This is a genomic window from Clostridium sp. cel8 (assembly GCF_014050525.1).
GTDB lineage: Bacteria > Bacillota > Clostridia > Clostridiales > Clostridiaceae > Clostridium_B.
The window spans coordinates 294,438-308,594 of record NZ_JACGAG010000001.1 but is presented as its reverse complement, the minus strand read 5'-3'; the positions used below and the strand labels follow the sequence as shown (position 1 = coordinate 308,594).

13 protein-coding genes are annotated in these 14,157 nt (G+C 28.2%); all 13 read left to right on the top strand.

The window, feature by feature from the left end:
* Positions 1–25: 25 nt before the first annotated feature.
* The 13 genes from H2684_RS01490 to H2684_RS01430 all read left to right on the top strand — a co-directional run bounded on the left by H2684_RS01490 (position 26) and on the right by H2684_RS01430 (position 14,142).
* Positions 26–1,480 carry a hypothetical protein gene (locus tag H2684_RS01490; protein ID WP_182087580.1) on the top strand — a complete coding sequence of 485 codons (1,455 nt, stop codon included), beginning with the start codon at positions 26–28 and terminating at the stop codon, positions 1,478–1,480.
* A complete protein-coding gene (locus H2684_RS01485; RefSeq protein WP_182087579.1) occupies positions 1,467–2,198 on the top strand; it encodes a hypothetical protein in 732 nt (243 codons plus the stop codon). Before H2684_RS01490 ends, H2684_RS01485 begins: the two co-directional genes overlap by 14 nt.
* A 23-nt stretch (positions 2,199–2,221) precedes the next feature.
* Positions 2,222–4,072 (top strand): prepilin-type N-terminal cleavage/methylation domain-containing protein, encoded by a 1,851-nt coding sequence (locus tag H2684_RS01480; protein WP_182087578.1) that lies wholly within the window; start codon positions 2,222–2,224, stop codon positions 4,070–4,072.
* Between the two features lie 27 nt (positions 4,073–4,099).
* Complete coding sequence (locus tag H2684_RS01475) at positions 4,100–4,447, top strand: prepilin-type N-terminal cleavage/methylation domain-containing protein (protein WP_182087577.1); 348 nt, start codon at positions 4,100–4,102, stop codon at positions 4,445–4,447.
* Between the two features lie 21 nt (positions 4,448–4,468).
* Positions 4,469–4,870: a prepilin-type N-terminal cleavage/methylation domain-containing protein gene (locus H2684_RS01470; RefSeq protein WP_182087576.1), complete on the top strand. Its 402-nt coding sequence runs from the start codon at positions 4,469–4,471 to the stop codon at positions 4,868–4,870.
* 12 nt (positions 4,871–4,882) lie between these two features.
* Positions 4,883–5,380: a pilus assembly PilX N-terminal domain-containing protein gene (locus H2684_RS01465; RefSeq protein ID WP_182087575.1), complete on the top strand. Its 498-nt coding sequence runs from the start codon at positions 4,883–4,885 to the stop codon at positions 5,378–5,380.
* A 184-nt stretch (positions 5,381–5,564) separates the two neighbouring features.
* On the top strand, positions 5,565–6,674 hold the full coding sequence (ugpC, locus tag H2684_RS01460) for a sn-glycerol-3-phosphate ABC transporter ATP-binding protein UgpC (protein WP_182087574.1): 1,110 nt from the start codon (positions 5,565–5,567) through the stop codon (positions 6,672–6,674).
* Positions 6,675–6,694: 20 nt separating this feature from the next.
* The gene (locus tag H2684_RS01455) at positions 6,695–7,648 is read left to right on the top strand and encodes a helix-turn-helix domain-containing protein (RefSeq protein WP_182087573.1); all 954 of its coding nucleotides are present in this window, start codon (positions 6,695–6,697) and stop codon (positions 7,646–7,648) included.
* A 136-nt stretch (positions 7,649–7,784) separates the two neighbouring features.
* Entirely contained in the window at positions 7,785–8,804 is a 1,020-nt protein-coding gene (locus tag H2684_RS01450) for a LacI family DNA-binding transcriptional regulator (RefSeq protein WP_182087572.1), read from the top strand.
* A gap of 56 nt (positions 8,805–8,860) precedes the next feature.
* Positions 8,861–10,198 (top strand): ABC transporter substrate-binding protein, encoded by a 1,338-nt coding sequence (locus tag H2684_RS01445; protein ID WP_243159243.1) that lies wholly within the window; start codon positions 8,861–8,863, stop codon positions 10,196–10,198.
* Between the two features lie 89 nt (positions 10,199–10,287).
* Complete coding sequence (locus H2684_RS01440) at positions 10,288–11,151, top strand: sugar ABC transporter permease (RefSeq protein WP_182087571.1); 864 nt, start codon at positions 10,288–10,290, stop codon at positions 11,149–11,151.
* Complete coding sequence (locus H2684_RS01435; RefSeq protein WP_182087570.1) at positions 11,151–11,978, top strand: carbohydrate ABC transporter permease; 828 nt, start codon at positions 11,151–11,153, stop codon at positions 11,976–11,978. The genes H2684_RS01440 and H2684_RS01435 overlap by 1 nt, the downstream gene beginning before the upstream one ends.
* Before the next feature lie 13 nt (positions 11,979–11,991).
* Entirely contained in the window at positions 11,992–14,142 is a 2,151-nt protein-coding gene (locus H2684_RS01430; protein WP_182087569.1) for a TIM-barrel domain-containing protein, read from the top strand.
* Positions 14,143–14,157 lie beyond the last annotated feature (15 nt).

Sequence of the window (14,157 nt, the reverse complement as noted above, 5' to 3'; positions counted from 1 at the left end):
TTATATTGGTTGGAGGTTTAGTGTTATGTCTTTCCAAATGGTATTTAGTTTTAAAGACAATTATGTAGATGCTGCTGTTGTATCTAAGTTATTTAATAAGGTAAAGATAAAAGATGCAGTTAAAATAGAAGGACAGCCTTATGCTAGTGAATACGGTTTAAATCAAGTTAAAAATATTAGAGAAAAATATAAGATTAAAAGTAAAAAAACTGAGATTATACTTAATTTTGAAAATATTATAACTCGAATTATAGATATTCCTATAATGAGCAAGAGAAACTTGAAAAGTTTTGTAAAAAACAATATAAATGAGTATTTTGCTGTAAATATGGAAGACTATTATTATGATTATGAAGTTATCTCTATTGATAAAAGAGGAAAAGACAAAAAAATGTCAATAATGATAGCTGTTGTTCCAAGAGGAAAGCTAAAGCAGGCAGTTGAATTTGTAACCTACTGTGGATTTTCCCCATATTCTATAGCAATATATCCTGATTGTATATCAAATCTATTCTTAGATAAATTAGATACTAGCAAAATTATTGTTGATGTAAATAGTGGGAAAAGTACAATTACAATATTGGATGGAGATAAGATATTTCTTTATTCTGGCATTTCAAATGAAAATTACGATGAAAATGAAGAAAAATTTGATGAAGTAATTGAAAATATAGACTATTTTCTTAATTTCTATTCTAGTAGACATTTTGGAGATAGAATTGATAGTATGTACCTTGTTGGAGAATTTTATAACAATAAAAATTTGTATAATCTAATAGAAAGTCACAATGACATTAAAATAGTAACTGGATTTTATAAAAAAAGATTTAAGAGATCTATTGGGAAAAATTTTATTAATCCAAATTTATATATAGATATATTTGGAAGTTATACATCTGTAAAGAGTATATATAATAAGAATATAGACTTTGTAGATATATTGAAAATAAAAAAAGATAATAAAAAAGATGACAATAGAATTATTAAAATTGAAGTTGCAGTGCTTTTTATTATAACATGTATAGTTGTTGCATGGACTGTTGTATATAGAAATATAGTTACAAATAAGTATGATACAGGAGATATTGAAGAAAAGATAAACTCCTTAAGCTATGTAGAGGAAACTTCAGATAAGCTTGAAAGTGAGAAAAAGCAATATGAAAATATGATTACAAATATAAAAAAGATGAAAGATGATGAATTTGACTATTTAGGGATATTAAATACATTTAGAATGGGACTTCCAGACTATGCGCATATAAAATATATTGATTTTGATAAAAATGATGTATATGTAGTGTTAGGTTCAAATGGACAAACTGTTGATACAGCAAGTATAATTGCAGCAATAAATAAGATGAAGATATTTGAATTTGTTGAACTTCCAAATGTAAATTTAAATGACAAGGTTGGAGAGATAGACTTAAATTTAAAAATACTAGATTCCTACAAGGGTGTGGATATAAGTGGAGAAAAATAAAAGGGATTTAATGATTCTTATAGCTATAATATTTATAGGAGTAAATTACATAATATACACATATTTTATAAAAAGTCAGCTTGATTATGTTAATGAAACTAAGCAAAATTATGCTTTAAAGCAGAAAAAATTAAATGATTTAGAAAATGAAAAGAAATCTATTGATATTAAAAAGAAAGAAATAGAAGATTTAAAAAAACAAGTAGTAAGTTATGATGTTATGGTCCCTAAAATTGTTGACACACCTCAGCTTATATATGACTTTTATAATCAGTGTAGTCTATATAATATTACAGATAGCAGAATTAACTTTGAACTATTGGATTCAACTGAAGTGGGAAATAGTAATTTTCATAGACTTGAGGTTGATTTAAAAATAGAGGCTAATAAACAAGATGTAGAAAAATTTATTGAAAATTTAAATAGTATCACAAGTAGAAGGTTAAATGTAAAAGAAATAAAGATGTATTTACCAAGTTATGAAGGTACTTCTAAAGGAGAAAATGGATCTTCAGAAGTTGATGATTCCGAGAGTACAGATTTATTTGAAGATAGTGATTTAGAAGACAGTTATTTTGAAGATAGCGATTTACTTGGAGCAGAAATTATTTTTAATGAGTACATAAAAGGAGATTACAAAACTATATATCCAAAAAATTATGTGTTTTATAACAGTGAAAAGGAAGGTTTTGGCAGCATTTCTGACATGTTCAAATAAATATTAAATAGGAGGTGATTAAGGTGATTTATAGGAAAAAGGGATTTACATTAATAGAGATTATGATAGTGATATCTATTATAAGCCTTCTGTCAATAATTTTAGTACCTAAAGTAGGAGCAGTAAGAGTTGAATCTAAGAATAATAAAGTGTCTACAAATGTGCTTTTAGTTAGAACTTATCTTGATAATAGATCAGGAAAAGATAGTATAAAAATTGGAGATAAAAATGATGCAACTACGCTTTCAAGTATAGCAGAAGATATTTTAAGTGATATGAATTCAAATTTTTCCGAAAGTAATGCTCTTAAAAATCCCTTTAATGGCAGTGAAAAGATTTTATCTCAAGGGGAAATTAAAGAAAATGCACCATCTAAAAACGCATCTGTTTTAATATATTATTCTACAGGGGATCTTCCTACAAGCAATAGCATAACCAAAAGCAATTCATTCCCAAAGGGTGAAGATATTAAAGGAAGTACAGTTGTAGTAGTGTATGGAAATAAAGGTGGATATGCACTATATGGTGTTGACAATTATGGAAATATAATAAGTCCTTATATAATTAAATTTCCTCCATCTCTTGCTGATATGGAATTAAGTGATGACAATCAGGGTAATGATGATGAACAGGGAAATGATGATGAACAGGGTAATGATGATAGTGATAGCGATATTGCAGATATTTTTGATGAAAACTGCTTGAGTATATTTGGAGATGGAAGTAGTAATATTAGTTTAGGAAATAGCGGAAGTGGATCTATGGATATAGCTGGTTCTGTATATTTACAAGGAAATAGTGTCAGTATAATGCAAAATAGTACAGATATCTCACAGGACTTAAATATAGTTGGAGTCAATTCTAGCAGCAATATAAATCTTGGAAATGGAAAAAATGACAACTTGAATGTTTCAGGTACTTGCAATATACAAGGTAATAATGTATATATAAATGAAAATTCAAGTACAAATGATTTCTATATTAATGGAACAGGTGATATAACTTTTGCAAAATCCAGTATAAATACTAAATTTGACGGAGGAACTGCACAGATAGAAAGTAGAGGGGACATTAAGTTTCAAAATAATATAGTAGCACAAAACACTAGATTCTCAGCTATAGCAGGTGGAAAGATTACATTTGATAATGTTGATAAAGAATTGAGTGTTGATGATGAAAGTTCAGCATATATTGAAGCAGGAGAAGATATAATTTTTGACTATAAAATAAATACTAATGCACCTATAAGCATGATTTCAAATTATGGGAGTATTATTTTCAACAACAATGGAAAACAAGTTAATATAGATGCAAATGTATATCTGTCAGCTAAGAAGGGAGTTAAAAAATATAGAACAATAACTACATCTAATCTAGTAGATGAGCCTACATCTCCAGCGGTAAGACCTAATTTAATATCAAATATAAATAAATTAAAGAGTATTAAAAATTTGAAAACAGGAATTACCTACAATACTTCAGACAATCCATATGATAAAAGTGACTCGGATATTGATGTATCTGTAATAAAAGGATCAGATACTAGTGCATTGAAACAAGTTCTTAATAATTCTATTGATCCAGATAAATATAAATTTGTGATTATAAATGGAGATTGTACTATTAATGGGGATATTAGTGATAATGATAATTTGATATTAGATAAATTCATAATTTATTGTACAGGAAAAATGGATTTTCCTACCAGTTCTAATTTTAATAATGTAACATTGAACAATTCATCAATTATTGCAAAAGATATTAATACTAAGTTAAAATCTACTTTAACTATGACTTCACTAGATAGTAATCAATACACAGATGAAGTTAAGGATAAAATAAATAAAGCATTTTATAAGTACGTTGAAAATTAAATGTACTAATTAAATTAGGAGAGTAAAATGAAAAAAAGAGGTTTTACTTATATAGAAGTTATGATGGCAACAGCCATATTTGCTATATTTTCAGTTATTGTAATAAAGCTTAATATTGCAGCAAACGGTAATATAAATATGCAGCTTAAAAAGCAAGACATGATGATGGAAGCTCAAAAGTGTGTAGAGGAAATGAAAAATGATCCTGAGAAATACACTAGTAGTAGCTATAAGAAAAAAGATGGATATTATATAAGTGAAGTTGCAAAAGATGAGGGTGGGAAGTTATTTAAATTCACGGTTAATGTACGCATAAAAGAGAATGATGATGAAAATGAAGTGAAACTTGTAACACACTTTTTAGATCAATCTTAAAGTTGGGAATTAGGTGATTCTATGAAAGAGAAAGGATTTACGTTAATTGAGCTCATGATAGCTATATCTATTTTTTCTGTGTTTTCAATATTTTTATACAACATGTTTTCTGTCCAAGTTAAGGAGTCCTTTAATTTTAAAGACAATATAAATACTCAATATAATTTGAATAAAGCTATGACTATGATTACAGCAAGTTTGCGGGAAAATAGTTATAAAGATAGTTTTGATTATGAGAGCTTGGATTCATTAGGACTTATATATAATAAGAATACTAAGACTTTATCAGATAAATACGGAAGAAAATCTACCGGTATAGATGAAGTTACTATAAAGAATGATTTAAATGAAGCTGGAGTCTTACAAGTTACTGTTTCTTCTTATGGTTTTACAAGTGACACTGCTATAAATGTGGATAAGTAAAGTGGGGATTTTATGAAAAAGAAAGGTGTAGCTCTTTTAATTGTTATTATTGTTATGATGGTTGTGTTTTCAATGGCTGTATTTATGATAGATACAAGCATAAAAAATCGTAGCTTGTCTTCTAATGCATTGGATAAGATACATGCCTATTACAGTGCAGAGTCAGGAATATATGAATTGATAAATAAGTACAAGAAAAATTACAGCAAATTAAAAGTAGATGAAGATGGAAATATTGACAGTATAGAAAAGCTTTCTGTAGATGATGCAGACTCAAGCATGTATGAAAATGAAATGGAAGTTCATAAAACATATGTAAGTAGTATAACTCGTGATATTCATAAAGAGGACTATATTTTATTTACACTTGTAATGAATTCTACAGGAAATTATGCATCTCAAAGCTCTTATATAGTTTCAAAAGTGGAAATTAAATACACCTATGATTTAAGTAAGAATGAATATGATTATTCTGATTATAAAATAATATATAAAGGGGAATATGAGTAATAGAGGAAAAAGTATCTGATAAAATTTTATTAGGTACTTTTTCTATTTATAAAATAATGTTTAAGGTTATGTGTTGTATTTTTTTACAAAAAAAATATATAAAATTTGGAGATTCTGTAAATAGAAAATTAAAAACTGTAATGTTAAAATAATCATATAAATATTTTTATAGGAGGAGTTTTAAATGGCAAAGGTATCTTTAAAACATATATGGAAAGTATATCCAGGTAATGTAGAAGCAGTTAAGGATTTCAATCTTGAAATAAAGGATAAAGAATTTATAGTATTTGTAGGACCATCAGGATGTGGTAAGTCTACTGTACTTAGAATGATTGCTGGACTTGAAGAAATAACAAAAGGAGAACTTTATATAGGGGACAAACTCGTGAATGATGTATCTCCTAAAAATAGAGATATAGCGATGGTTTTTCAAAATTATGCATTGTATCCGCATATGACTGTTTATAATAATATGGCTTTTGCACTTAAACTTAAAAAAGTACCTAAAGATGAAATAGATAGAAAAGTAAGAGAAGCAGCTGAAATTCTTGATTTAACTAAATTATTAGATAGAAAACCAAAAGCACTATCAGGAGGTCAGAGGCAAAGAGTTGCCATGGGAAGATCAATAGTTAGAAATCCAATGGTATTTTTGATGGATGAGCCATTGTCAAATTTGGATGCCAAGTTGAGAGTGCAAATGAGAACAGAAATATCAAAATTGCATAAAAGATTACAAACAACTTTTATATATGTTACACATGACCAAACAGAAGCTATGACACTTGGTAGTAGAATTGTAGTTATAAAAGATGGAGTTATTCAGCAGGTTGATACGCCTCAAAATATATATAACAATCCTGTAAACGTATTTGTAGCTGGATTTATAGGAAGTCCTCAAATGAATTTTATTAATGCAAAACTTGAAGATGTAGATGGAAGAATTAAAGCTGTATTTGGAGAAAACGAAATACTTTTGGAAGAGAATATGTCTAAAATTTTAAAGGAAAAAGGATATATTGGAAAAGAAATAATATTGGGGATAAGGCCTGAAAATATAAGTGATACAGAAGAAAGTATTAATAAATTTAAAAATTCTACAATAAAATTAAATGTTGATTTAATTGAACTTATGGGTGCAGAAACTTATATATATTTATCTAAAAATGGTATTAAAATAACAGCAAGGGTAAATGGAACATCTAATGTTAAAATAGGGGAAAGTATAAATGTAGCACTTGATCCAACTAAAATTTATGCTTTTGATAAAGATACTAAACTTGCAATTTCATAACTTATTTTGGGAGAAATAAAATGGATAGTTTCACTAATTTTTTAAAGCAATTATCTAAAACTACAGGAAGTAAATTTAATTTAATTGAAAATAATGGACGTGAAATATTTAAAGGATTTGATGTGAAAAATTGCGAAGTTGTATCTTTAAATTTATCATTAAATAATAAGAAGGTAAGACTGTATATACCTAAACAATATGAGAATAATTCAAGACTTTTAGAATATATTATTACAGATAAATATAAGAACATAGTAAGTAGTAATCAAAAAGTGATAGTTGATATATTAGATGGAAAGAAAGTTGATATAAATAGTATTAAAAATGCAATACCATTTATATCACAAAAGTGTAATCTTTTTATTGTTAATGTGGATGGAAATAAAATTGAAGCTCTAGATATAATAAACAAGCTTTATGAAGATTTTGAAATGATAAGTGTTATATACAAAGATGATATTGTAATAATAGGTTCTTTTGACGAGGTAGAGGAACACGCAAAGGGTATTAGAGAATCTATAATATGTGATCTATATTGCAAGTGCTATATTAGTATATCAAATTCTATAAATGATTATAGAAATATAAGAAAATCATACTTTGAAGCTTTAGAAAATATGGATCTTGGCAAAAAGTTTTGTATAAAAGGTGATATATATTATTATAAAAATATATTGCTCACAAAGATAATTAATAATTTAAAAAGCGATATAAAAGATGAATTGATGTATAAATATGAAAACAAGTTATCTAAATTTGATAAAGATATGATATTTACTATACAGGAGTTTTTTAGATGTGAACTCAATATAACTAATACAGCAAAAAAGCTTTATATTCATAGAAATACTTTGATATACAGGCTTAATAAGATTAAGAAAGATACTGGATTTGATATAAGAAACTTTCATGAATCAGTAATATTTATAGTAATATTTTACCTTTGGAAAGAGAAAAATAACAAATATTTTTAAAAAACATATTTCAAAATTTGAGGAATGTGGTATAATATAACTATAAAGTTCGGTAACGTTACCAGTAACGTTACCATACATAAGTTGTCAATTAGTTATTAAAATGAAAAATTTAAGTTAAGGATAGATGGTGTAAATGGCAAATTTAACAATAAAAGATATATCGAAAATGGCAGGAGTTGGAGTTAGTACTGTATCAAGGGTATTAAACAATCATCCTGATGTAAAGGATGAAACAAGACAGAAAGTTTTAAATGTAATGAATAAAGTAAATTATGTGCCTAATAACAGTGCTAGAAATTTAAAGAGAAATACATCAAATAATATAGGAGTTTTAATTAAGGGAATCCATAATCCATTTTTTTCTAAGATGATAAAAATTATAGAAGAAAGAGTAGCTGAAAAAGAATATTCAATGATTCTTCATTACAATGATAAAAATCCAAATGATTTTGAAACTGCTGTGGAATTTATAAAGGAGAAAAGATTAAAAGGACTTATATGTTTAGGGGGATATTTTAATAACTTGAGTAAAAAGCAGCTTAAAGATTTGAATACCCCAATAGTTTTTACATCTATAGATAGTATAAAAAATATAGATAATGAACTTTTTTCCAGTGTAACTATAGAAAATGAAAAAGCAGCATTTGATGCGGTAAATTATATATGTAGTTTAGGACATAAAAATATTGGAGTTATAACCAGTGGTGAAAAAGGTACTAGTGTAGGAAGGCTTAGACTTGAGGGGTATAAAAGAGCTCTTCGTGAAAACAACATTGAATACAATGAAGCCTTTTCAGAAAAAGGTGAGTATACTTTTGAAGCCGGTTTTAATGCAGCAAATAAACTTTTAGATAAGAATTTAAATATTACTGCTATATTTGCATCAAGTGATATTATGGCAATTGGAGCATCTAAGGCAATATTAAAGAGAGGACTTAGAATTCCAGAGGATATTTCTATAATAGGTTTTGATGATATAGAATACGCAAAATACTTTCATCCATCTATAACTACAATTAGACAGCCAGTGGAAGATATGGGAGAAAAAAGCGTAGATATATTATTTAATATTATTAAAGGAAAATCTGGAAATAAGCATATAGTGATAAATACAGAATTAATAAAGAGAGATTCTTGTAAAAGATTAATATAATTTATTAGTTCTGTTTTTATAAAATTTTATAAAAAAATTATTAGGGGGAGATTGTTTTGAAAATTAAAAAACTAGCAGTAATGGCCATGTCTTCTGTTATGATTATGTCATCATTAACATTAGCTGGCTGTGGGAATTCAGAATCAAGTAGTTCAAGTTCTGGAGGTAATGGCAAACAGGTAACTATTGACATGTTTCAATTTAAAGTTGAAAATGCAAAGGAACTTGAAGCTGCTGCTAAGCAATATGAAAACGAGAACAACAATGTAAAGATTAACATACAAACTGTAGGTGGTGGAGACGATTATGGTGCTGCCCTAAGGGCAAAAGTTCAATCTGGTGAAGAACCTACAATATTTAACATAGGTGGACCACAAGATGTTCAGGATTGGAAGTCAAGAGTTACAGATTTATCAGCAGAACCATGGGTAAAAGATTGTGTAGATGGTTTACTTGAGGGAGTTACAGAGGACAATAAGATATATGGAATGCCAATGTCAATTGAAGGTTATGGATTTGTATATAACAAAGCAATCTTTAAAGATGCTGGAATAGATGTAAACGCTATTAAAGATTATGCAAGTCTTGAAAGTGCAGTTAAAACATTGGATTCTAAGATAAAATCAGGAGCATTAAAATCTAAATATCCTAAGTTAGAAGCAGTATTTGAAATGCCAGCTAAGGAAACTTGGGTAACAGGACTTCATGCTTCAAATGCAGCTCTATCACCTGAATTTAAGAGTGCTGAAAATGCATACAAAGCTAAGAAAGTTGACTTTAAATATAAAGATGGATTTAAAAAAATAATAGACCTTGAAGCTAATTATTCACCAAATGCTGCTTCAAAGGGAAAATTAAATGCAGTTGATTATGCAACTCAAGTTGGACAAGGAATTGCTATTCAGCGTGTTGCTATGATTCAACAGGGAAACTGGATAATAAACGATGTTAAAAAAGTTGATGAAAAAGTTGCTAGTAACCTTGGTATACTACCAATTCCAATTCAAGGAGCAAAAGAAGATGTAATTCCAGTAGGTGTTCCTATGTACTGGGCAATTAATAGTAAATCTTCAAAAGAGCAGCAGGCTGCAGCTAAGAAATTTTTAAACTGGTTATATACTTCAGATGAAGGTAAAGATATTGTAGTAAACAAATTCTCTTTCATAGGACCACTAAAATCATATAGTGATATGAAGCCAAAGGACTCTCTTGGACAAGATGTACAGAAATATGCCCAAGAAGGAAAGACAACACCATGGGTATTCATGGGATATCCTAGTGGTTGGGGCCAGGATGTTTTAGGAAAAGAAATTCAAAAATATTTAGCTGGACAAGAAAGCTTTGACAAAGTTATAAGCAATTCACAAGCACAATGGGAGGAAATGAGAAAATAAAGATGTTGAGGAGAGAATATTCTCTCCTTAGATTATAATCAATTTCTTATTAAACATGTTAAAGTATTGGTGAAAGGGGTAGGAGCAATATGAAAAAATCTAAGACTATGTATTTTTTTATGGTACCTGTATTAATTGCATTTTTCCTAGTTGTTGTTATACCGGCAATTCTTGGAATATATTATTCTTTTACTGATTGGAATGGTATAGATAACAATGCAAAATTTGTGGGGCTATCAAATTATGTAGCAATTTTTAAAGGCAATAGTGATTTTCTATCAGCATTTATATTTACAGCTAAATTTTCTATAGTATCTGTTGTTTTAATAAATTTAATAGGATTTGGGCTTGCACTTTTAGTTACAAGAGGTATGAAGACAAGTTCTCTTTTAAGGAGTATATTTTTTATGCCTAATATGATAGGTGGCCTTATACTAGGATTTATATGGCAATTTATTTTTACTAAGGCTTTTGATTCTATAGGTACGGCTTTGGGGTGGAATTTTCTTAAAGGATGGTTGTCAACTACAGGTACAGGATTTTGGGGACTAGTTATACTTATGTCGTGGCAGATGTCAGGTTATATGATGGTAGTTTATATAGCGGCTATTGAAGGTATTCCTGAAAATTTAATAGAGGCAGCTGAAATAGATGGAGCAAATAGTTTTCAAAAACTTACAAAAGTAATTATTCCAATGGTAGCTCCAGCATTTACAGTAGGTTTTTTCTTAACACTTTCAAATTCTTTTAAGTTATATGATCAGAACTTGTCACTTACAGCTGGGGGGCCTTATTCATCTACTGAAATGCTAGCACTTAATATATATAATTCAGCTTTTGTATATAATAAATTCAGTATAGCTCAGGCAAAAGCAGTAGTATTCTTAATTACAGTTGCAGCTATAACTTTAACACAGCTTAGTTTTAGTAAGAAGAAGGAGGTAGAGATGTAATGAAGAAGAAGACTCTTAAGAAAATACTTTGGTATGTATTTTCTACTATTATAGCTATTATATTTTTACTTCCAATTTATATAGCAGTTACAGATTCTTTTAAAACCCAAAAAGGATTGTATATGGATACAATTGGGCTACCAACAAAAGCTGTATTTACTTTAGAAAATTATGTACAGGCATTTATAGATTTGAATTTTTTTAAATCATTTTTGAATTCACTTACTATAACAGTTATAAGTACAGTGCTTATAATAATTTTCACATCCATAACAGCCTGGGTTCTTGTAAGACAAAAGACAAAGATGAGTAAATTTATATTTTTCTTATTTGCACTTGCAATGCTTGTACCATTTCAAGCTGTAATGCTTCCTCTTGTACATATAATGGGTAAACTTCACTTGTTAAATCCTGGAGGGCTTATATTTATGTATATTGGATTTGGTTCAAGTTTGTCTATAATTCTCTATCATGGATTTATTAAAGGTATACCTGTTGAACTAGAAGAGGCTGCTACCATAGATGGATGCAATAAATTTCAGATATTTTGGTTTATTGTTTTTCCACTTTTAAAACCAATAACAGTTACAGTAAGTATTTTGAATTCAATGTGGATATGGAATGATTTTCTCCTGCCTCAGCTTGTAATAAATAAACCTGAATGGCAAACAATACCACTTAAAATGTTTTATTTCTTCGGACAATACGCTAAGAAATGGAACTTGGCTTTAGCAGGACTTGTAATATCAATAATACCAATGATTGTATTCTACTTCTTAGCTCAAAAGCATATTGTTAAAGGTATAACTCAAGGATCTATAAAATAAGGTGGTGTTAAATATGAAAACTTTCAAATTAGATGAAAATATAACTAAGTATACTTTTGGAAAGCCCTTTGATACAGAAACTGTAGTTTTAAAAGGCAGTGAAATTGCAAGAGAAGATATAGAATTTTTTAAAATAAGTAAAGAAGAAAAATTTAATTTAATATACAATATGGACGATTCCCAAATTGTATTTGGACTTGGTGAAAATCAGAGAGGAATAAATAAAAGAGGAGGAATATACGAATCTTTTTGCACAGATGATGCAAATCATACTCCAAATAAGAAATCATTATATGGAGCTCACAATTTTATAGTTTTAGATGGTGAGGAAAAGTTTGGAGTATTTGTTGATTTCCCGGGAAAAGTTGTATTTGATGTAGGATTTTCAAATAGCAATGAGCTAAGAATATCATTAGATGAAGAAAATTTTGATATTTATATAATAAATGGTGATAGTGCTAGATCTATTGTAAGAAAGTTTTTAAAGTTAATAGGTGAGAGCTATGTTCCACCAAAATGGGCTTTTGGATATCAACAATCAAGGTGGAGCTATAAAGATGAAAGTACAGTTTTGAATATTGCAGATAGTTTTATAAAAAATGATATTCCCTGCGATGCAATTTATTTAGATATTGATTATATGGATAAGTTTAAAGATTTTACTATTGATAAAGATAATTTCCCGAATTTTAAGAACTTTATAAAGAAAATGAAAAATAAGGGATTTAGACTTGTCCCGATAATTGATGCAGGAGTGAAAATAGAAAAAGGTTACAATGTCTATGAGGAAGGAATTGAAAAAGGATATTTTTGCACTGATAGTGAAGGAAAAAATTTTACTGCAGCAGTTTGGCCGGGGTTGTGCCATTTCCCAGATTTTTTGAATAAAGAAGCAAGAAGATGGTTTGGACTTAAGTATAAAATACTTGCGGATATTGGAATTGAAGGTTTCTGGAATGATATGAATGAACCAACTTTATTTTATACTAAAAGAGGATTAAAAGAAGCTTTAAATGAAGCAAAAAAATGTGAAGGAAAAAATTTAGATGTATATTCTTTCTTTAATTTAAAAAGCAAATTTTTAAATATATCAAATGCTGATGAAGATTATAAGTCTATATATCATAATGTAGATGGAAATGTAGTTAATCACTATAAGGTGCATAATATGTATGGATATAATATGTTAAAGAGTGCATCTGAAGGACTTAGAGAAGTATACAACAATAAGAGATTTTTGCTTTTTTCAAGAGCATCATACATTGGAATGCATAAATACGGTGGAATATGGACTGGGGATAACCATTCCTGGTGGGATCATATACTTTTAAATATAAAAATGATGCCATCTTTAAATATGTGTGGATTTCTATATATTGGGGCAGATACAGGTGGATTTAATGAAGATGCTAATTCACAGCTTGTTATAAGATGGACAGAATTTAGTATATTTACACCACTTTTTAGAAATCATTCTTCTATGGGAACGAGGAATCAGGAACCATTTTCATTTGATGATAAAACTACTGATATATTGAGAAATGTAATAAAATTCAGGTATGCATTAATACCTTATATATATTCAGAATATATGAAGTCTGTTATAAATAATGATATGTATTTTATGCCTATCTGTTTTGAATATGATGATAAAATGTCTAGGAGAATAGAAAATCAACTTTTAGTAGGTGGATCTATTATGATAGCTCCAGTATATGAGGAAAATTCTACAGGAAGATATGTATATTGTCCTGAAGATATGCTTTTGTGGAAGGTTTCGGATTTTAAAAGTAGAAAATTTAATGTAGTTAAAAAAGGACACATGTATTTAGATGTTAAACTTGATGAGATACCTATTTTTATAAGGAAAGATAGTATGCTTATTATAGGAAATGCTGCTAATAATGTAGATAGTTTGGATAATAGAGAGTTAGATGTAATAGCTTTTGTGGAAAATAAAGCTGAATATATTTATTATGACGATGATGGAATAAGTTTTGATTATCAAAAAGGAAATTATTCTAAGGTAACAATTAAAATTGAAAAAATAAGAAATGATTATAATATAGATGTTGAAAATAGTAAAAATAGTTTATTGAATAAACTGAATTTTGAAATAATAGATCAAGAAGGGAATTTAAGCAGGAAAACAATATATATTTAGAATCAATTATGCAAG